Source organism: Brevundimonas sp. GW821-FHT12E07 (assembly GCF_058807035.1).
Genome location: NZ_JBXAQH010000003.1, coordinates 201990 through 219625, shown reverse-complemented (window position 1 = coordinate 219625; position 17636 = coordinate 201990). Strand labels below are relative to the sequence as shown.

Here is a 17636-nt window from a genome sequence, read left to right as displayed (position 1 = left end):
GTTCCGTGGCGCCAGGTTATCGACGGGCGCCGGACCGAATGCTTCCGCCCTGCGAATACTTAAAGCAGGGCGGCGCCGGCCTGACCCGCGCGGCGGGCCTGATCTCTGCGAACAGGAATACCCACGGCAGCGTTTCGGTTCAACGCAAACCGGGCGGAGCCCTTGCGTTCCGCACATTCGCGATCTAACACTGAACCAAATGGTGCAGTATTCAGAAACCCGCCTTGACGCGGCCTTCGCGGCCCTCTCCGACGCCACCCGGCGCGGGGTGCTGGAGCAGCTCGGCCGATCGGATTCCTCCATCTCTGAGCTGGCCGACCGCTTTCACATGACCCTGACGGGCATGAAGAAGCATGTCGGGGTTCTGGAGCAGGCGGGGCTGGTCACGACGCAGAAGATCGGGCGCGTCCGGACCTGCAGACTTGGCCGCCGCCGTCTCGAGGAAGAGGCGGCCTGGATCGAGACGCACCACCGGCTTTGGGATGCACGCTTCAACGCCCTGGATCAGGTCGTCGAGGATTTGAAACGCAAGGAGAAGAGCGATGACTAGCCGTACGACCGTCGAACGGACCTCTGACCGGGAACTCGTGGTGACACGGACCGTCAACGCGCCCGCGCGCATTGTCTTCGAGGCGTGGACGACGCCCGAGCTGATCATGCGCTGGTGGGCGCCGGCCTCGTTCGGGATAACCTTCCTGTCCTGCGAGACCGACGTCCGGACCGGGGGCTCGTACCGCTATGTCTTCGGCCACCCGGCCTCGGAACAGCCCATGGCCTTCTTCGGTCGCTACATCGAGGTCGTGCCGCCCTCCCGCATCGTCTGGACCAATGAGGAAGGCGAGGACGGGGCCGTGACCACCGCGACCTTCACCGAAACGGACGGCAGGACGACGGTCGTGGTGCACGATCTCTATCCCTCGAAGGAGGCGCTCGACGAAGCGCTCGCTTCCGGCAGCACCGGCGCCTGGCCCGAGCAGTTCGAGGCGCTGGACGGGCTGCTCGATACCCTGGCGGACGGAGGCTGACAGGCGGCGCGCCTGATCTCCGGGAGCAGCCCGTCACGGCTTCGCGAGGAAGTCCTGCAGGACGGAGACGAAGGCGTCAGGCCGCTCGAGGTAGATGAAGTGGCCCCCGTCTGGCATGACCATCCGCCTGGCGCCGGGGATGAGCGCCTCCAGCGCTCCCGCGTGGGCGTGAACATCCGGCATGTCGACCTCGCCCGTTATGATCAGCGTCGGCGTCGACAGATCTTTCAGCCGCCCCATCACGCCCTCGCCGTTCCGCATCATCCGGCCGGCGCCGAAATTACCGGGGTGAGCGCTCAGATCGGCGACGACGAAGGCCCGGGCCGCGTCCGCCGAGGGGGTGAGGATGTACGGATCGCGCGCCGCATCCTCCAGCCGCCCCTGCGACAGCAGACCGACCAGGTTCGCCGTGCGCCGCATGAAATGATCGGTCGGACGAAAGCCGCTGACCGCCGGTCCGACCAGCACCAGCTCCTGCACCGCATCCGGATGGGCCAGGGCGTATTCCACCGCCACACCCCCGCCGGCCGACGAGCCGACGAGAGTTGCACGGCTCACTTCGGCCGCCCGCAGGACGGCGGCGAGATCAGGGACAGGGTCGTAGGGCGCGGAGGCGGCCGGAGAGGCGCCGTATCCGCGCCGGTCGTATCTCACCACCCTGTAGGCGCCGCAAAGCCGCGACCACACCCCGTCCCAGGCGGACGAATCCAGAATGCCGTCGTGGATCAGAACCACGGTCGCCGGCCCTTCGCCGCAAGTCTCATCGGCGATCTGGCCGCCTTCGACCGGAACGAAGCGGGTCTCCGCAACGGCCTGGGTCATACTGAACAGCAGGCAGCCGATCGCGATCGCCCAGACGGGCGTTGAACGCAGTTTCATACGATGTCTCCGGGGTTGATGCGCCGTTCAGCCGGCGCGTTTGAACTCGATCGGCGGGTGTTCGATGTCGTCGTCGGGGCGGTATTCGAGGATGTCGCCCGGCTGGCAGCCCAGATAGGTGCAGATGGCCTCGAGTGTCTCGAACTTCATGCCCTTCACCTTGCCCGACTTGAGCAGGGACAGATTGGCTTCGGTGATGCCGATGGCGCGGGCCAGAACGTTGGACCGCACCTTGCGTCGGGCCATGACGACATCGAGACGAAGGACGATGGGCATCAGACGAAGGCCTTTCGATCTTCCTCGATCTCTCGGCCCACGCGCATGACCTGGCCGATCACGAAAACCAGCAGCCCCAGGATGAAGGCCTGAAAACTGGCCACATGGGCCCAGTTCCTGTCGATCTCATAGCCGGTGGCGCTGAGGACCAGATGGCAGAGGAAGGGTGACACCGCATAGGCGCACAGCCACCCGCCGATATGGCTGAAGCTGCGCCCGTTCTCGGGCTCGAAGACCTTCCCGCGGACGTAGAGGCGAAACAGCGTCCTCACGCTCCAGAACAGCATGATGATCGGCGTGGCGCGTGCGATTCCCACCAGACAGTAGACGAGACGGTGAACCAGCGGCAGCGACCCGAAGGCGACGGAGTTGGCGGGGCCGCCGCCGAGATAGGCGTTGTCGGGCCCGATCCTGACCAGTTCGCCCTTGTAAAAGACCATGGTCGCCAGCGCGGTCGCCAGGACCACGACGGCCAGGCCAAACAATCCGGTGAACAGCCAGACCATGGCCTGACTGCCCAGACGGACCCGGCGCTGGGCGTCGGTCTCCGGGGCGACCAGCAGCTCGGCGCGTGGCTTCAAGGTGATGACAGCGGTCATGACGGCCTCCTTGGCCGCAGGATCGAATTGAAATTATTTTCTGTCAAACGATATGTTGTCGCTTCGCCATTGCGACGGATCGCGACAGCGTCCATCTGGGCGCCATGTCCGTGACCTCCGCCTATCGCCCCGAACCGCGCTTCTTTGATCTGGGCGCCGAGTTCGGCGATCCGGTTCAGGCGGCGGAGTTTCCCGAGACGGTGCTGCGCTATCGCAATGACCGGGCGGCGGCGTCGGTCGGGCTGGAAGGTCTCAGCGACGCCGAGTGGATCACCGCCTTCGGGCGGTTCCAGCCTCTGCCCGGCCAGCCCGGACCGCTGGCGATGCGCTATCACGGCCATCAGTTCCGGACGTACAACCCCGACCTCGGCGACGGACGCGGGTTTCTGGCGGGGCAGCTGAGGGACGATCGCGACCGGCTTCTGGATCTCGGCACCAAAGGCTCCGGCACGACGCCCTGGTCGCGCGCCGGCGACGGACGGCTGACGCTCAAGGGCGGGGTGCGCGAGGTGCTGGCGGCGACGATGCTGGAGAGCCTCGGCGTCCCGACCTCGAAGGCGCTGAGCCTGATCGAGACCGGCGAGGCGCTGGAGCGCGGCGACGAGCCCTCCCCCACCCGTTCGGCGGTTCTGGTCCGGCTGCAGCACAGCCACGTCCGCTTCGGGACCTTCCAGCGCGCCGCATACTTCCAGCGCGCCGACCTGATCGAACAGCTGGTCGAGCACGTCCGCGCCCTCTACCACCCCGAGGTCGCGCAAGGGGACGCGCCGGGCCTGCTGGCCGCCATCGTCGAGGCCTCGGCCCGGCTGACGGCGCACTGGATCGCCGCCGGCTTCGTCCACGGGGTGCTCAATACCGACAATCTGAACGTCACGGGCGAGAGCTTCGACTACGGCCCCTGGCGTTTCCTGCCGTCGTACCAGCCCGGCTTCACCGCCGCCTATTTCGACCAGACCGGCCTCTATGCCTTCGCACGCCAGCCGGAAGCCGTGTTCTGGAACCTGACCCAGCTGGCCGGATGTCTGAAGCTGGTCGCCGACGCCGGGCCGCTGACGGATGTCCTGAACGGCTTCGGTCCCGCCTATATCCGACACCTGCGCGCCGCCTTCCTGATGCGACTGGGGGTGAAGTCGCTGGGCGAGGCGGCGGACCAGCGCCTGACCGACTGCACCCTGGCCCTGCTGCGCGAGGGCGGTCAGGCGCCAGGCGCCAGCCTGCGCTGGGAGCCGCTCTTCTTCGACTGGTTCACCGGCTTCAGCTCCTCGGCCCGGGCCTTGGCCAGCCCTCGCGCCGGCCTCTACCAGGGCGAGGCCTTCGACGCCTTCCGCTTCGCCCTGTTCGAACACGAGCCGGACCGGCCCGAACGGCTGGAGCATCCGATGTTCGCCGCGCCCGGGCCGGAAGAGATGCTGATCGACGAGGTCGAGACCCTGTGGGCCGACATCGCCATGGGCGACGACTGGACGGCGCTCGAGACCAAATTGTCTCGTCTTGAAACCGCGCGTCAGGCCTGGAGCTTCCCAACGCCCTAGACCCGGGCCCTGAGCGTCACCATATCCGGCTCGACATCCGGATCGGACCGTACGGCGGCGTAAAGCCTACATTACGAATCCTTATGCATACTGTCACGGTTCGGCCCCGGAGAGGGTCGATGAAGCCGCCTGTTCAGTAAGCGTACGACGGGATCGAGACCGCGTTTTCGGCCGCCGGTCTGTCGCCTGAAACACACGTTGATCGGCTAAGTCATCAGCTGATGTCTACGGCTGATGACATTTCTCGGTATCTGCGCCATATACCCCTTGCGCAAGCAGGACGGCGATCCGATATCGCGACTGTTGCAGATTACCAGTTCGCTTTCGCGTACGCTTCCTCCCCCGTTTCCTCCCCGACTACCCCTCTCTCCCTCAGGTCCCGCTATGGCCGCTACCTTCACGCCCGCCTCTGTCTCGCGCCCTCTGACCGCGCGCGAACGCACTGTCGCCACCTGGCGCAACCTCGCGCTCTGGACCCTGCAGGGCTGGATCGCGATGTTCTTCATCGCCGCCGGCTACGCCAAGATCACCGAGCCGATGACCAACCTCGTCGCCCTGATGAACTGGCCGGCCCTGGTCAGCCCCGCCTTCGTGCGCGGCCTGGGCCTGGCGGAGATCGTTCTGGCGCTCGGCGTCCTGGCGCCCCTGGCCTCATGGAAGATCGGTCGTCCGATCCTGGTGGTCGCCGCCGCCGGTCTGACCGTGCTCGAGACCATCATGCTGGGCGTCCACGCCTTCGGCATGGACATCAGCCTGGCCCTGGTCAACGTCTTCCTGCTGGCCATCACGATCCCGGTTCTGCTGGGTCGTTGGGCGCGCTGACGCCGACGGACCGGCAGCGGTCCGAGCAGAATTTCACCTGATCCCAATCGCGCGCCCATTTCCGGCGCCAGACGAACGGTTTGCCGCAGGAGACGCAGGTCTTCTGCGGCAAATCGCGTTTCGATACGCCTGCATCGTTGACGTGCTTTCGCGCCACGATCTTCCCCTGCGCTCCAGGACGGCTACCATCCCGAGATGGACAACGCGCGAAAAGAGCCACGGGACGGCGGCGCCGACGTCAGCGCCGTCTATGCCGCCGGCCTGTCGGGGTACTATCCGTCTGCATACCTGACCTGCGACGACCTCCTGGCCCTGTCGGAAATGTGCCGAACGTCCGAACGGGTGGTCCCCTTTGTCGAAGCCTACGAGATCACCGAACAATACGACATCGCCAGACTGGACCTGTCCCTGTACGGCGAAACCGACGATCAGAAACTGAAGTCGTGGGCGGCCCGGGCGGCGGATTCACACACCTTCATCGTGAACCTGCTGGCATCCGCCAGAGCCGAGACCAACCCCGTCATGTTCAGCGTCTGGCTCGATTGGGAAGAGTAGGATAACGCCGACTGACAAACTCAAAGCTTCCCTTTACGTGCGCGTCAAGTTATGACGCTGTCCATGTCGACCGCCGACGATCATCGCACCTATTCCATTCGCCAGCTGTGCCGCGAGTTCGGGGCCACGGCGCGCGCCTTGCGCTTCTATGAAGACAAGGGCCTGCTGACCCCTGCGCGCAAGGGCCAGACCCGTGTCTATGACGCCCGCGACCGCGCCCGGCTCAAGCTGATCCTGAGGGGACGCCGCATCGGCTTCACCCTTCAGGAGATCCAGGACATGCTGGATCTGTACGACCGCAACGACGGCAACATCCACCAGATGGCCATCGCCCTGCGTCGCCACCGGGCCCAGATCGAGGCCCTGAAGCAGCAGCGCGAGGATCTGGACGGCGCCATCGAAATGGCCGAGGCCGCCTGCGCGGCCATGGAAGAGCGGCTGAAGAACATCCGTCCCGACCTTCTACCGGGCGCCGAGGAGTACGAGTCCATCGTCTCGGCGCGGATCGACCACGACCACCACCACTCCGACTTCGCGGGCCACCCCGCGCGTCACCCCTTCAAAGCAAGAGTGTAATCCATGGCCTACAAGGCGCCTGTCCGCGACCTCATGTTCATCCTGAACGAGGTCCTGGAGATCGATCGCTATACGAACCAGAACGGTTTCGAGGACATCTCCTCGGACCTGGTTCAGCAGATCCTCGAGGAAGGCGGCAAGTTCGCCGAGGAGGTCATCGCGCCGATCAACAACCCGGGCGACAAGGAAGGCTGCCACTGGAACGACGGCGTCGTCACCGGTCCGAAGGGCTGGAAGGAAGCCTATAAGGCGATGGTCGAGGCCGGCTGGCCCGCCCTGTCGGCCGACCCGGCCTATGGCGGCCAGGGCATGCCCGCCGTCGTCGGCATGGCCTTCGGCCAGTTCACCGCCGGCGCCTCGGCCGCCTTCTCGATGTATCCGGGCCTGACGGCCGGCGCCCATGCGGGCATCCACGCCAACGCCTCGGAAGAGCTGAAGGCCAAATACCTGCCCAAGATGACCACCGGCGAGTGGGGCGGCACGATGAACCTGACGGAGCCCCAGTGCGGCACCGACCTGGGCATGGTGCGCACCAAGGCCGTGCCGCAGGGCGACGGCACCTACAAGATCACCGGCCAGAAGATCTGGATCTCGGCCGGCGAGCACGACTTCGCCGACAACATCATCCACACGGTCCTCGCCCGCGTCGAAGGCGCCCCGGCCGGGATCAAGGGCCTGTCGCTGTTCCTGGTGCCCAAGATCTTCGTCAACGACGACGGCTCGCTGGGCGAGCGCAACGGCGTCCGCTGCGGCGGCCTCGAGCACAAGATGGGCATCCACGGCAACGCCACCTGCGTCATGGACTATGATGAGGCGACCGGCTGGCTGATCGGCGAGGAAGGCCGCGGCATGAACAATATGTTCGTGGTCATGAACGAGGCCCGCCTCGGCACCGGCCTGCAGGGTCTGGCCATCGGCGCCGCCGCCTATCAGGGCGCCGTGGCCTTCGCCAAGGACCGCCTGCAGGGCCGCGCCCTGACCGGTCCGCAGAACCCGAACGGCCCGGCCGACTCGATCATGGTCCACCCCGACGTGCGCCGCATGCTGCTGGAAGCCCGCGCCTTCGTCGAAGGCGGCCAGGCCTTCATCCTGTGGACCGCGCTCCAGGCCGACCTGCAGGAATCCGCCGACGAAGCCACCGCCCAGAAGGCCAAGGATTACATGGGCCTGCTGACCCCGGTCCTGAAGGCCTATCTGACCGACAAGGGCTTCCACGTCGCCTCCCTGTCGATGCAGGTCCACGGCGGCTCGGGCTACACCGAGGAGTTCACGGCCAGCCAGTATCTGCGCGATGCGCGGATCACCATGATCTATGAAGGCACCAACGGTATTCAGGCCCTCGACCTCGTCGGCCGCAAGCTGCCCTCGCAGGGCGGCCGCGCCATCATGAGCTGGTTCGCCGACATCGACGCCTTCGTCGCCGAGAACGGCGAGGACAACGCCGTGAAGCCGTTCGTCAACGGCCTCGCCGACGCCAAGGCCAAGCTGCAGGACGGCACCATGTGGCTGATGCAGAACGGCCTGGCCAATCCGGACAACGCCGCCGCCGCCTCGACCGACTATCTGAACCTGTTCGGCATCACCGCCCTGGCCTTCCTCTGGGCCCAGATGGCCAAGGCCGCCCAGGCGAAGATCGACGCCGGCGACACCGACCCGTTCTATGTCACCAAGCTGCAGACCGGCCGCTACTTCGTCGAGCGCATCCTGCCCGACGCCGCCGCCCATCTGACCAAGATGAAGACCGGCGCCGACGTCCTGATGGCCATGCCGGCCGAAGCGTTCTGATCTGAGTGCGTAACTGATCCCGAGGCGATCCCGGCCAAGCCGGGGTCGCCTCAATCATATTATCGAGCTCTGGCGACAGCGACCGGGGCCTTGCCCGCTGGAAACGCCATGAACGTCATCACCACCCCCTCCCCTGACTTCATGCTGGAAGAAGAGATCACCCTCTTCTCCGACAGCGTCGGCAAATGGATCGACGAACATGCGCCGCCGGAGAAGGTCCAGCAGTGGATCGCCGACAGCTCCGTCCCGCGCCAGCTGTGGAACGACGCCGGCGATGCGGGCCTGCTGGGCCTGTCCATGCCCGAGGAAGACGGCGGCTTCGGCGGCGACTATCGCCACGAAGTCGTGCTGATGCGTCAGCTCGGCTGGAAGGGCGCGGATCATTTCGGCATATCGCTGCACAACGCCATCGTCGCTCCCTACATCTGGCACTACGGCACTGAGGAGCAGAAGAAGCGCTGGCTGCCGCGTCTGCAGACCGGCGAACTGGTCGGCGCCATCGCCATGACCGAGCCGGGCGCCGGCTCCGACCTGCAGGGCGTCAAGACCACCGCCATCAAGTCCGGCAACGGCTATGTGGTCAACGGCTCCAAGACCTTCATCACCAACGGCCAGCTGGCCAATCTGATCATCGTCGTGGCCAAGACCGACCCGTCGCAGGGCTCGAAGGGCACCTCGCTGATCGTGGTCGAGACCGATGGCGCGGAAGGCTTCGAACGCGGCCGCAACCTCCACAAGATCGGTATGGAGGGCAATGACACCTCCGAACTCTTCTTCAACGATGTGAAGGTCCCGGCCGACAACATCATCGGCGGGGTCGAGGGCCAGGGCTTCATCCAGCTGATGCAGCAGCTGCCGCAGGAGCGTCTGAACATCGCCGTCCAAGGCGTCGCGGCGGCCGAGCGCGGCCTCGAACAGACCCTGGAATACGTCAAACAGCGCAAGGCCTTCGGCAAGTCGATCCTGGAGTTCCAAAACACCCAGTTCAAGCTGGCCGAGGTCAAGACCAAGCTGACCGTGGCCCGGGTCTTCGTCGACCACTGCATCGGCCTGCACCTCAAGGGCCAACTCGACGCCACCACCGCCTCCATGGCCAAATACTGGGTCACCGACATCCAGGGCGAGGTCATCGACGAGATGCTCCAGCTCCACGGCGGCTACGGCTATATGAACGAGTACCCTATCGCCCAGCTCTACAAGGACGCCCGCGTCCAGCGCATCTACGGCGGCACGAACGAGATCATGAAGGTGCTGATCGCGCGTAGCCTTTAGCGCGTACTGCCCTTGTCATCCCGGCCGTAGCGCAGCGGAGAGCCGGGACGGGGATGACAAGCGGTGCAATACCGCTAACGTTCTCCCATGGAACCGCTCTCCCCCGTCTACCTCTCCGCCATCGCCGCCCAGACCGGGGGGCTCAGCGCCTTTCTCGGCGGGTTCGCGGCGACGTTTCTGGGCACCTTGCTGGCGCTGAATGTGAAGGGACGCACGGGGTCGCTGGCGATCGGGTTCTCGGTCACCTCCTCGGTGGCTTTCATCGTCGCCGTGGTCGGATCGACCGCCACGGTGGCGGCCTTGCATCCCGATGGCCCCGCCAGTCGCATAGGCTCGGCCGGGTTCGCCCAGGTCGTCATGTCGATCGGATTCATCCTCGGCCTCTATGCGCTGCTGATCAGTCTCGGCCTCAGCGGCTGGTCGCGGTCGAAGGGTACGGGCTGGACGACCAGCATCGCGGCAGGCCTCGGCGTGATCCTGGTCACCGGCATGGTGGTGAGCGTCGGCTGAGGCGGCTAATAAGCGCGACATGATCCGCCTTCACGTCACCTCCGACCTCGCCCCCAACGCCGCCGTCGCCCCGACGGTGGACCAGTCGCGCTATCTGACCAATGTCATGCGCCTGTCCCAGGGCGACGAGCTGCTGATCTTCAACGGCCGCGACGGCGAGTGGCGGGCCAGCGTCGCGGAGACGCACAAGCGCGGCGTCATCCTGAAATGCGAGGAACGGACGCGCGAACAGACCGTCGCGCCCGACCTCGAACTGATCGTGGCCATGGTCAAGAAGGCGCGGGTCGAGACCATCGTGGAGAAGGCGACCGAACTGGGCGCGGCGCGGGTGCGTCTGACGATCACCCGGCGCACCAATGTCGACAAGGTCCGCCTCGACCGGCTGGACGCCATCGCCGAGGAGGCCGCCGAACAGACCGGGCGGCTGGACGTGCCCCCGGTCAATGATCCGATGAAGCTGGACGCCATTCTCGACGGTTGGGATCCCGCCCGGAAGCTGATGTTCTGCGACGAAACCGGCGGCGCCCCCGCCGTCCCCGCCCTGACGGCGGCCGGTCCCGGTCCGTGGGCGATCCTGATCGGCCCCGAGGGCGGCTTCTCGCCGGAAGAGGGCGAGCGGCTGCGGTCCCTGCCCTTCACCACCGCCGTGTCGCTAGGTCCGCGCATCCTGCGCGCCGATACCGCCGCCATCGCCGCCATGACCCTGTGGCAGGCCGCCGTCGGCGACTGGGAACGTTAGCGCCCCTCCTGGCGCTTCGCGTAACGCGTCGCGGACAGGCTGTCCGAAACAGCGCTGACCTTGGTGTCGATGAAGCCGCGTTCGCGCATCAGGGCCCTGACCGGCGCCTCGCCGAAGCTCGCCGCCTTGCCCTTGCCGTGGATGATCCAGACCGGCGCGGCCGATCCCTCCGAGGCCGCCAGAGCCGCGTTCAGGGCCTCTTTGTCGGCCGCCTGAACGATCAGAAGCGCCGCCGCCTCGGCCGCCGCGCGCTCAACGTCAGCAAGGGCATTGGCGAGTTCGGGGCCGCCCACATCACCCGCGGTCCAAACCGTGACGCCCGACTTCAGACCCAGCTTGTCGGCCAGCGTCGGCAGGGGCTTCTCCAGCGCCGCCTTCCACTTCCCCGCCTCGGCCGCGCCCAGCATCAGTTCGAACCGTCCGCGCGGCCCCTGCCCGATGAGGGTCTCGCCCTCGACCGCCAGCCCTGAAATCCCGTCGCGCGGAATCGTCAGGGAGAAGGGCGCGCGCAGCAGGACCCCCTGGCTTTCCAGCAGGACCTTCGCCTCATCGGTGCGCCCGTCATAGGTCGCCGTCGTGACTGCTTCGCGTCCCATGCGCTCGCTCCCGCCATTCCGGACTGCCAAGCCAAAGCAGCACCGGGAGCAGCCCGCAACAGGGCTCGGAAAAATCGGTCTCGCATCCGGTTTCCCGCCACGTCGGCCTTTGGGGCCTGAAGGCGGCTTTCAGTCCAGCGCCCGCAATCGTCGGGTTAGACTGATCGCTCTCTTCAAGGGTTTGGGAAGTGGCGGGATTTGGCGGTGTGGCGGTGTTTTTTCGGATGCGGACCGCCATCTCGCCCTCCCCCCTTGAGCATGGCCGTATTCCCGCCCATCTAGCCGCGACAGGCGCCGCGCGATCCGGGGCGTCGAGGGGATATGCATGTCTGCTTCCGAGCCGCTGACCAAAGACCAGCTGATCGCCGTCATGGCCGACGGCGCCAAGCCGAAAGACCAGTGGCGCGTGGGCGCCGAGCACGAGAAATTCGGCTTCGACCGCTCCACCCTGCGCCGTCCGGCCTATGAAGGTCCCGGCGGCATCCACGCCATGCTGACCGGCCTGCAGCGCTTCGGCTGGAGCCCTGTCGAGGAAGGCGGCCATCTGATCGCGCTGGAGCGCAAGAACGCCGAGGGCTTCTCGGCCTCGGTGTCGCTGGAGCCGGGCGGCCAGTTCGAACTGTCGGGCGCCCCGCTCCTGACGATGCACGACATCTGCAGCGAGACCGGCCAGCACCTGATGGAGGTCAAACAGGTCGCCGACCAGATCAACCTCGGCTTCCTCGGCGCCGGCTTCGACCCGCTGTGGACCCGCGAGGACGTGCCAGTCATGCCCAAGGGCCGCTACGACATCATGCGCGCCTATATGCCCAAGAAGGGCAAGCTCGGCCTCGACATGATGCTGCGCACCTGCACCATCCAGGCCAACCTCGACTTCTCCGACGAAGCCGACATGGTCGCGAAATTCCGCACGTCGCTGGCGCTGCAGCCGATCGCCACGGCCCTGTTCGCCTGTTCGCCCTTCATCGAGGGCAAGCCCTCCGGCTTCCTGTCGGCGCGCGCCAATGTCTGGACCGACACCGATCCCGACCGCACCGGCATGATCGACTTCGTCTTCCAGGACGGCTTCGGCTTCGAGCGCTACGCCGACTACGCCCTCGACACCCCCATGTATTTCGCCAAGCGCGACGGGAAATACATCGACGCCTCGGGCCAGTCGTTCCGCGACTTCCTGAAGGGCGAACTGCCCGCCCGGCCCGGCGAGCTGCCGACGATCAAGGACTGGAACGACCACCTGACCACCCTCTTCCCCGAGGTGCGGCTGAAGTCCTATCTGGAGATGCGCGGCGCGGACGGCGGGCCGTGGAGCCGCATCTGTGCCCTGCCCGCGCTCTGGACCGGCATCTTCTACGACGCCCCGTCGCTGGCCGCCGCCTGGGACCTGTGCAAGGGCTGGGACATCGCCGACCACGAGCGCCTGCGCCGCGACGTGACCCGTCTGGGCCTCAAGGCCGAGGTCGCGGGCCGCTCGGTGCGCGACATCGCCGTCGACATGGTCGCCATCGCCTCCGCCGGCCTGAAGGCCCGCAACAAGCTCTCGGGCGGCATGGTCGACGAGCGCGGCTATCTGGCCGAACTGGAAGAGATCGCGGATTCGGGCGTCACCCCCGCCGAGCGCCTCCTGGCCCTCTACCACGGCGAATGGCAGGGCGACGTCAGCCGCATCTACCGCGACTTCGCCTATTGAGGCCTCAGTTGGCGGCCGCCGTATTGCACTGGGCCAGCTCGGCCTCGGTCAAGGCCTGACCGCCACGACCGTACGCGCTGACAGGGCCGAGACGGGCGACGAAACGGCGGCACTCGCGCATCAGGGGCTGGTTGGCGCCGGCGCCGCGACCGACGCAACGGCCGGCCTCGTCGCAGGTCCAGCTACGGCCGTCAAAGACCTGGGTCAGGGCGCGGGGTTGAACGAGTACGGCCTCGGCGGCGCCGGGCCCGGCGGGTTCGGGAAGGAAGGCGGGTTGGGCGACGGCCAGCGCCGCCATCAGGGACATGAGGAGCATGACGCTTCACTCCGGGGAGGTTTGCAAAGGCGGCCGCATCGTGAGAAAGTGAACGGTCGCACACTAATAAGTGCACGGTCGTATACTTTTGGTCAAGAGGCTTTCGTGAGCGTGTTCCGGCATGGGTAAGGGCGAGGACACCCGGGCCCGGATTCTCGATGAGGCCATGAACCAGGTCAGCGTGCGCGGCCTCGCGGGCGTGAGCCTCGGCGACCTGTCCGCCGCGCTGAATCTGTCCAAGAGCGGGGTGGTCAAACATTTCCACTCCATGGAATCCCTGCAGGAAGCCCTGATCGAGTCGATGATCGAGCGGTTCGTCATGGCAATCTGGAAGCCGGCCGAGCTTTTGGCGCCGGGCCGTGCCCGGCTGACCGAAATCTTCGAGCGCGATCTGGACTGGGTCGATGGCGAATCCGTCCTCGGCGGCTGCCCCCTGACCGCCACGGCGATCGAGCTGGACGACCAGCCCGGCCCCCTGCGCGACAAGTTGAAGGCCGGCCAGATCCGCTGGGCGAAGACCCTGAAGCGGGAGTTCATGGCGCTCCGGCCCGGCATCGAGGAAGCGACCGCCGAGACCATGGCCTTCCAGCTGAAGGGGATCATCCTGGCCTATGGTCACTCGCGACGCATGCTCGACGACGGCGCCGCCCGGGCCCAGGCGCGCGCCGCCTTCCGCGCCCTCGTCGGCGAGCCCTGACCGATTTCGACGGATCAGGTCTTGAGCCCGGCGTCGTAATCGCTAGTTTGCGCCTCGCTTCCGCGGGCATGATGTAGTGGTAGCCTGAAAGCTTCCCAAGCTTTTCGTGCGGGTTCGATTCCCGCTGCCCGCTCCAGCTTCCCCTTACAGATCAAGCCTCAAGCGACGCCAGATACTGGTGGATCTGGCTGACCACGGCCGCTCCCTCGCCCACCGCCGCAGCGACCCGCTTGGTCGAGCCCGCCCGGACGTCGCCGATGGCGAAGATGCCCGGGGTGTCGGTCTGCAAGGACAGCGCTGACCGCCCGGTCTCGACGAAGCCCTTGTCGTCCAGGGCGACGCAGCGCGCCAGCCAGTCGGCGTTCGGATCGGCCCCGACGAACAGGAACAGGTGCCGCATCGGACAGACATGGGTCTCGCCCGAGCGCCGGTCGCGGAAAACCGCCCCGGTCAGGCCGGTGTCGGCGTCACCTTCCAGGGCGGTGATCTCGGTGTGGGTGTGGAGGCGGACATTGGGCAGGGCCGCGATCCGGTCGATCAGGTATTTGGACATCGAGGCCTCCAGCCCCGGGCCGCGAACCACCAGATTGAGCGCCTTCACCTTCGAGGCCAGGAAGACCACCGCCTGGCCCGCCGAATTGCCGCCGCCGACCAGGGCGACCTCCTCGCCCGCGCACAGCCGCGCCTCGACCGGCGAGGCCCAGTAGGAGACTCCCGAGCCTTCGAACGGGCTGAGGTTTTGGATCCCGGGGCGGCGATAGCGGGCGCCGGTGGCCACGACCACGGTGCGGGTCTGGACCGTCTCGCCGCTGGACAGCTCCAGCCGGTGCGGCAGGCCCGCGCCTTCCGCCGCGCAGTCCAGCCGCGCGACCTCCAGCGGGATGGCCAGTTCGGCGCCGAACTTCAGGGCCTGGTTATAGGCGCGGCCGGCGAGAGCCTGACCCGAGATACCGGTCGGAAAGCCCAGATAGTTCTCGATCCGCGACGAGGCCCCCGCCTGACCGCCGATGGCGCGCTGGTCCAGCACCAGAACCGACAGCCCCTCCGAGGCGGCATAGACGGCGGTGGCCAGGCCGGCAGGCCCGGCCCCGACCACGGTGACATCATAAACCTTGGCCGGATCCAGCTCCGGCGTCATGCCCAGACAGATCGCGGCCTCTGCCTCGGTGGGACGTTTCAGCACCGTGCCGTTGGGGCAGACCATCAGCGGCAGTTCATCCGGATGTACGCCCAGCCGCTCGACCACGGCGCGGCCCTCGGCGTCGCTGTCGGCGTCCAGCAGGGTATTGGGATAGCCGTTGCGGGTCAGGAAGCCCTGCAGGCTGCGAAGGTTTGCGTCGCCGGGATGGCCGACCAGGATCGAGCCCGCGGTCCCTCCCTCGATCAGGCCGACGCGGCGCAGGATCAGGGCGCGCATCACGACCTCGCCGACCTCGGCCGAGCCGATCATCAGGGCGCGCAGATGGGCCGCGTCGATGGGGGCGGCGGTGCAGCCCTCGGCCCCGGCCCGCCCCTCGGCGAGCGAGGCGCGCCCTGCCAGCTGGCTGACCTCGCCCGAGAACTGGCCCGGGCGGTGGGTGACGATCGCCTCCTCATGCCCCAGACCGTCGCGGCGAACCACGTCGATCGCGCCCTCGAGGACCAGCCAGACCGGGCTGCCCATCTCGCCGAGCGCGAAGACGATCTCACCGGGTTCGAAGCGCCGGGGCTGGTCGCTGGCGAACCGGCGGGCCGTCTCCACGGCAGTGGGGTCGAGGACCGGAAATCTCTGCGCGTGACGGGTGTCGGTCTCGGTCATCTGGCAATCCCCGGAGCGTCCCGGGCAGAAGCCAGCAGGACGCGCGAACCGTTCGCGGATTTCGCCGGTGCGTCAACCGCCACACCGCGCTTCGAACGGCGTTCGCGCGATTCGAACCAAAGTTATGAGGCGCAGCGGGCACGGCCAAGCTATGCCTTGGGGGTCGGAACCAACCGGCGCACCGGGACCCACCGGCAAGGGGAGGCGAACAGCATGGACGGTCGCGCGGCGAGAGGGATGGTGTTCGCCATGCCGGTGTCCATCGCCGGCTGGCTGGTCATCATCGCTGTCGCCAACGCCATCCTGCACCGGCTCGACGCCTGGTTCTGAGGTGGCGCGCGGGACCGCGACCTACTCCCGCTCGACCTCGACACCCCGGGCTTCCAGCATGGCCTGGACGCTGTCGTCGCCGGCCAGATGGGCGGCGCCCACCGCTACGAAGGCCGTGCCTGAACCGGCCAGCAGGGTCTGGATCTGGTCGGCGAAACCCGCGTTCCGATCGGTGAGCAGCGCCTTGTAGATATCCGGCGCCTCGGCCTTCATGTCCTGGTTGGTGACACGGTCGAGCCGCGCCACATCGCCCGAGGACCAGGCGTCGACCATGGCGTCGAGCTCCGTCGTCGCCTCGTCATAGTCCTTGAGGGTCGATCGCAGGAACTCCAGCTGGATGTCCTGCGGCAGGTTGGCGAGGATCAGCACCTGCTTCTCGATCGTCTCGAAACCGTGGACCGGCTTGCCCGCCGCCTCGGCCCGGGCCTTGAGCGTGAGTTCGACGCCCGAAGCGGGGTCGTATCCGGCCTTCTTGAGGGGCGCCATCGACAGGGTCAGGCCGGCGTACCAAGGCCGGAAGATATCCATCTGGGCGCCCGTGACGCCCAGCGCCTGCGCGGCGGTGTCCAGCTGTTTGAACTCCTCGGGCGTCAACTGGCTGGAGAGGGGTGTGGCGGGCGAGACGCCGTACTGCTGGATCAGGGGGACGATGGCCGCGACGTCATCGGGGTTGGAAATCTCGAACCAGATGTCCGAGGCGCTGTTGAAGGCGGCCGTCACCTTGGGCGATTCCCACCGGGTGGTCGGGCGCAGGACGTGGACGGTTCCGAACAGATAGATGGTCGAGTCGGCGTCCTTGATCACCCACAGGGCGGGACCGGCATCGGCCGCGGGCTCGGCGGCGACGACCGCTGCGGGAGCAGCGGCGGCCTCGGCATGGGCCTTGCCGGCAAAGGGCGCCAGCAGGGCGGCGACGAGGGCGAGGCCCAGGGCGGTTCCGGCGGCCAGCTTCGCCAGTCGGGCGACGGGAGCGGTCTTCGGCGGGGGGCGAAGGGTCATGGCTTATCCTTGGGTTCGCTTCGGGGGATGGCGAAGGGTTCAGTGGATGCCGCGGCGGGCGGCGGCGACAGCCGAGGCGACGAAATAGACGCCCATCAGGATGCCCATCATCCCCCAGGCGGTCAGGCCGTGGATCAGGCCCAGACGCTCGGCGGCGGCGTAGAGGAACAGGGCCGACTGCAGGGCCCAGAAGGCCATGGTCGCGGTCTCGGCCATGATGCGGCGCAGCATCTCGTCGGCGCGGCGCCAGAGCAGGAGGTTGGCGCCCATCTGGACCACCAGCATGACAGCGAGCCCGGCCATGACCACACCGGGCGCGGCGAGGCGGGCGCCGATCATGGGCAGAACCATCATCGCCCCGGCCAACAGCATGACCAGGACCTGAAGTCCGCCACAGGCTCTCATGACGCCCGCACCGCGTCTGGTGATCAGGCCCAGGGCGATGATCACAGCCATGATCAGGGGCGCGGCCCCGGCGCCGAGGGCGACGGTGTCTTCCCAGCCGCTGTTCGTCTCCTTGGTCAGGGTCGCGATGCCGAGGCCGGCGGCGGCGCCGATCAGGCCGAGGACCAGGACACTGGCGATACGGACCGCGGGCGAGTTCGGAGCAGGCAAGCGGGGGGTGGGGGGCGAAGCGGTCATG

Annotated in this window: 21 protein-coding genes and 1 tRNA gene; 13 read left to right on the top strand and 9 right to left on the bottom strand. The window is 67.3% G+C overall.

Annotation, left to right across the window (positions count from 1 at the left end):
• The first annotated feature begins 199 nt into the window (after nt 1-199).
• Both AC1ROD_RS12835 and AC1ROD_RS12830 read left to right on the top strand, forming a co-directional pair.
• Nucleotides 200-550, top strand: coding sequence for an ArsR/SmtB family transcription factor (locus AC1ROD_RS12835; protein ID WP_492948653.1), 351 nt, complete (start codon nt 200-202; stop codon nt 548-550).
• The gene (locus AC1ROD_RS12830; protein ID WP_492948652.1) at nt 543-1025 is read left to right on the top strand and encodes an SRPBCC family protein; all 483 of its coding nucleotides are present in this window, start codon (nt 543-545) and stop codon (nt 1023-1025) included. The genes AC1ROD_RS12835 and AC1ROD_RS12830 overlap by 8 nt, the downstream gene beginning before the upstream one ends.
• Nucleotides 1026-1058: 33 nt before the next feature.
• On the opposite strand, the gene AC1ROD_RS12825 is transcribed toward AC1ROD_RS12830, so the two are convergent.
• From AC1ROD_RS12825 to AC1ROD_RS12815, 3 genes are read right to left on the bottom strand one after another with little or no spacing between them, the layout of a single operon-like run.
• Nucleotides 1059-1904: an alpha/beta fold hydrolase gene (locus AC1ROD_RS12825; protein ID WP_492948651.1), complete on the bottom strand. Its 846-nt coding sequence runs from the start codon at nt 1902-1904 to the stop codon at nt 1059-1061.
• Between the two features lie 27 nt (nt 1905-1931).
• A complete protein-coding gene (locus tag AC1ROD_RS12820; RefSeq protein WP_492948650.1) occupies nt 1932-2180 on the bottom strand; it encodes a helix-turn-helix domain-containing protein in 249 nt (82 codons plus the stop codon).
• The gene (locus tag AC1ROD_RS12815; RefSeq protein ID WP_492948649.1) at nt 2180-2779 is read right to left on the bottom strand and encodes a DUF2975 domain-containing protein; all 600 of its coding nucleotides are present in this window, start codon (nt 2777-2779) and stop codon (nt 2180-2182) included. The genes AC1ROD_RS12820 and AC1ROD_RS12815 overlap by 1 nt, the downstream gene beginning before the upstream one ends.
• A 104-nt stretch (nt 2780-2883) precedes the next feature.
• Between AC1ROD_RS12815 and AC1ROD_RS12810 the strand changes: the two genes are divergently transcribed.
• Both AC1ROD_RS12810 and AC1ROD_RS12805 read left to right on the top strand, forming a co-directional pair.
• On the top strand, nt 2884-4311 hold the full coding sequence (locus tag AC1ROD_RS12810) for a protein adenylyltransferase SelO family protein (RefSeq protein WP_492948648.1): 1428 nt from the start codon (nt 2884-2886) through the stop codon (nt 4309-4311).
• A 384-nt stretch (nt 4312-4695) separates the two neighbouring features.
• Nucleotides 4696-5133 (top strand): DoxX family protein, encoded by a 438-nt coding sequence (locus AC1ROD_RS12805; RefSeq protein WP_492948647.1) that lies wholly within the window; start codon nt 4696-4698, stop codon nt 5131-5133.
• Here AC1ROD_RS12805 and AC1ROD_RS12800 read toward each other — a convergent pair.
• Nucleotides 5096-5290, bottom strand: coding sequence for a DUF2256 domain-containing protein (locus tag AC1ROD_RS12800; protein WP_492948646.1), 195 nt, complete (start codon nt 5288-5290; stop codon nt 5096-5098). The genes AC1ROD_RS12805 and AC1ROD_RS12800 overlap by 38 nt on opposite strands.
• A 38-nt stretch (nt 5291-5328) precedes the next feature.
• Between AC1ROD_RS12800 and AC1ROD_RS12795 the strand changes: the two genes are divergently transcribed.
• From AC1ROD_RS12795 to AC1ROD_RS12770, 6 genes are all read left to right on the top strand, one after another.
• Nucleotides 5329-5688, top strand: coding sequence for a hypothetical protein (locus AC1ROD_RS12795; protein WP_492948645.1), 360 nt, complete (start codon nt 5329-5331; stop codon nt 5686-5688).
• Nucleotides 5689-5751: 63 nt separating this feature from the next.
• A complete protein-coding gene (locus AC1ROD_RS12790) occupies nt 5752-6264 on the top strand; it encodes a MerR family transcriptional regulator (RefSeq protein WP_207870485.1) in 513 nt (170 codons plus the stop codon).
• A gap of 3 nt (nt 6265-6267) precedes the next feature.
• A complete protein-coding gene (locus AC1ROD_RS12785; protein WP_492948644.1) occupies nt 6268-8049 on the top strand; it encodes an acyl-CoA dehydrogenase C-terminal domain-containing protein in 1782 nt (593 codons plus the stop codon).
• Between the two features lie 108 nt (nt 8050-8157).
• Nucleotides 8158-9321 carry an acyl-CoA dehydrogenase family protein gene (locus AC1ROD_RS12780; protein WP_492948643.1) on the top strand — a complete coding sequence of 388 codons (1164 nt, stop codon included), beginning with the start codon at nt 8158-8160 and terminating at the stop codon, nt 9319-9321.
• Nucleotides 9322-9408: 87 nt separating this feature from the next.
• Nucleotides 9409-9831: a hypothetical protein gene (locus AC1ROD_RS12775; protein ID WP_492948642.1), complete on the top strand. Its 423-nt coding sequence runs from the start codon at nt 9409-9411 to the stop codon at nt 9829-9831.
• Between the two features lie 19 nt (nt 9832-9850).
• Nucleotides 9851-10570: a 16S rRNA (uracil(1498)-N(3))-methyltransferase gene (locus AC1ROD_RS12770; protein ID WP_492948641.1), complete on the top strand. Its 720-nt coding sequence runs from the start codon at nt 9851-9853 to the stop codon at nt 10568-10570.
• Here AC1ROD_RS12770 and AC1ROD_RS12765 read toward each other — a convergent pair.
• Nucleotides 10567-11166, bottom strand: a complete 600-nt coding sequence (locus AC1ROD_RS12765; RefSeq protein ID WP_492948640.1) for a hypothetical protein — start codon at nt 11164-11166, stop codon at nt 10567-10569. The two genes, AC1ROD_RS12770 and AC1ROD_RS12765, sit on opposite strands and share 4 nt — an antisense overlap.
• Nucleotides 11167-11491: 325 nt before the next feature.
• Between AC1ROD_RS12765 and AC1ROD_RS12760 the strand changes: the two genes are divergently transcribed.
• Complete coding sequence (locus tag AC1ROD_RS12760; protein WP_492948639.1) at nt 11492-12853, top strand: glutamate--cysteine ligase; 1362 nt, start codon at nt 11492-11494, stop codon at nt 12851-12853.
• 4 nt (nt 12854-12857) lie between these two features.
• Here AC1ROD_RS12760 and AC1ROD_RS12755 read toward each other — a convergent pair whose 3' ends face one another.
• Nucleotides 12858-13169 carry a CC_3452 family protein gene (locus tag AC1ROD_RS12755; protein ID WP_492948638.1) on the bottom strand — a complete coding sequence of 104 codons (312 nt, stop codon included), beginning with the start codon at nt 13167-13169 and terminating at the stop codon, nt 12858-12860.
• Nucleotides 13170-13290: 121 nt separating this feature from the next.
• On the opposite strand from AC1ROD_RS12755, the gene AC1ROD_RS12750 reads away from it, so the two are divergent.
• Together AC1ROD_RS12750 and AC1ROD_RS12745 are read left to right on the top strand one after the other, a co-directional pair.
• Complete coding sequence (locus AC1ROD_RS12750) at nt 13291-13866, top strand: TetR/AcrR family transcriptional regulator (protein ID WP_492948637.1); 576 nt, start codon at nt 13291-13293, stop codon at nt 13864-13866.
• A 62-nt stretch (nt 13867-13928) separates the two neighbouring features.
• Nucleotides 13929-14002, top strand: a tRNA-Gly gene (locus tag AC1ROD_RS12745).
• A gap of 15 nt (nt 14003-14017) precedes the next feature.
• Here the strand turns inward: AC1ROD_RS12745 and AC1ROD_RS12740 are convergent.
• The 3 genes from AC1ROD_RS12740 to AC1ROD_RS12730 form a co-directional block, all read right to left on the bottom strand.
• On the bottom strand, nt 14018-15664 hold the full coding sequence (locus tag AC1ROD_RS12740; protein ID WP_492948636.1) for an FAD-dependent oxidoreductase: 1647 nt from the start codon (nt 15662-15664) through the stop codon (nt 14018-14020).
• Nucleotides 15665-16015: 351 nt separating this feature from the next.
• Nucleotides 16016-16993 (bottom strand): TraB/GumN family protein, encoded by a 978-nt coding sequence (locus AC1ROD_RS12735; protein ID WP_492948635.1) that lies wholly within the window; start codon nt 16991-16993, stop codon nt 16016-16018.
• Nucleotides 16994-17032: 39 nt separating this feature from the next.
• Complete coding sequence (locus AC1ROD_RS12730; protein ID WP_492948634.1) at nt 17033-17635, bottom strand: hypothetical protein; 603 nt, start codon at nt 17633-17635, stop codon at nt 17033-17035.
• Nucleotide 17636 lies beyond the last annotated feature (1 nt).

Excerpts from the sequence above, each read along its gene's own strand:
- AC1ROD_RS12835 (WP_492948653.1), top strand. The coding sequence starts at position 200 with ATGGTGCAGTATTCAGAAACCCGCCTTGACGCGGCCTTCGCGGCCCTC.
- AC1ROD_RS12830 (WP_492948652.1), top strand. The coding sequence starts at position 543 with ATGACTAGCCGTACGACCGTCGAACGGACCTCTGACCGGGAACTCGTG.
- AC1ROD_RS12825 (WP_492948651.1), bottom strand. The coding sequence starts at position 1,904 with ATGAAACTGCGTTCAACGCCCGTCTGGGCGATCGCGATCGGCTGCCTG.
- AC1ROD_RS12820 (WP_492948650.1), bottom strand. The coding sequence starts at position 2,180 with ATGCCCATCGTCCTTCGTCTCGATGTCGTCATGGCCCGACGCAAGGTG.
- AC1ROD_RS12815 (WP_492948649.1), bottom strand. The coding sequence starts at position 2,779 with ATGACCGCTGTCATCACCTTGAAGCCACGCGCCGAGCTGCTGGTCGCC.
- AC1ROD_RS12810 (WP_492948648.1), top strand. The coding sequence starts at position 2,884 with ATGTCCGTGACCTCCGCCTATCGCCCCGAACCGCGCTTCTTTGATCTG.
- AC1ROD_RS12805 (WP_492948647.1), top strand. The coding sequence starts at position 4,696 with ATGGCCGCTACCTTCACGCCCGCCTCTGTCTCGCGCCCTCTGACCGCG.
- AC1ROD_RS12795 (WP_492948645.1), top strand. The coding sequence starts at position 5,329 with ATGGACAACGCGCGAAAAGAGCCACGGGACGGCGGCGCCGACGTCAGC.
- AC1ROD_RS12790 (WP_207870485.1), top strand. The coding sequence starts at position 5,752 with ATGTCGACCGCCGACGATCATCGCACCTATTCCATTCGCCAGCTGTGC.
- AC1ROD_RS12785 (WP_492948644.1), top strand. The coding sequence starts at position 6,268 with ATGGCCTACAAGGCGCCTGTCCGCGACCTCATGTTCATCCTGAACGAG.
- AC1ROD_RS12780 (WP_492948643.1), top strand. The coding sequence starts at position 8,158 with ATGAACGTCATCACCACCCCCTCCCCTGACTTCATGCTGGAAGAAGAG.
- AC1ROD_RS12775 (WP_492948642.1), top strand. The coding sequence starts at position 9,409 with ATGGAACCGCTCTCCCCCGTCTACCTCTCCGCCATCGCCGCCCAGACC.
- AC1ROD_RS12770 (WP_492948641.1), top strand. The coding sequence starts at position 9,851 with ATGATCCGCCTTCACGTCACCTCCGACCTCGCCCCCAACGCCGCCGTC.
- AC1ROD_RS12765 (WP_492948640.1), bottom strand. The coding sequence starts at position 11,166 with ATGGGACGCGAAGCAGTCACGACGGCGACCTATGACGGGCGCACCGAT.
- AC1ROD_RS12760 (WP_492948639.1), top strand. The coding sequence starts at position 11,492 with ATGTCTGCTTCCGAGCCGCTGACCAAAGACCAGCTGATCGCCGTCATG.
- AC1ROD_RS12755 (WP_492948638.1), bottom strand. The coding sequence starts at position 13,169 with ATGCTCCTCATGTCCCTGATGGCGGCGCTGGCCGTCGCCCAACCCGCC.
- AC1ROD_RS12750 (WP_492948637.1), top strand. The coding sequence starts at position 13,291 with ATGGGTAAGGGCGAGGACACCCGGGCCCGGATTCTCGATGAGGCCATG.
- AC1ROD_RS12740 (WP_492948636.1), bottom strand. The coding sequence starts at position 15,664 with ATGACCGAGACCGACACCCGTCACGCGCAGAGATTTCCGGTCCTCGAC.
- AC1ROD_RS12735 (WP_492948635.1), bottom strand. The coding sequence starts at position 16,993 with ATGACCCTTCGCCCCCCGCCGAAGACCGCTCCCGTCGCCCGACTGGCG.
- AC1ROD_RS12730 (WP_492948634.1), bottom strand. The coding sequence starts at position 17,635 with ATGACCGCTTCGCCCCCCACCCCCCGCTTGCCTGCTCCGAACTCGCCC.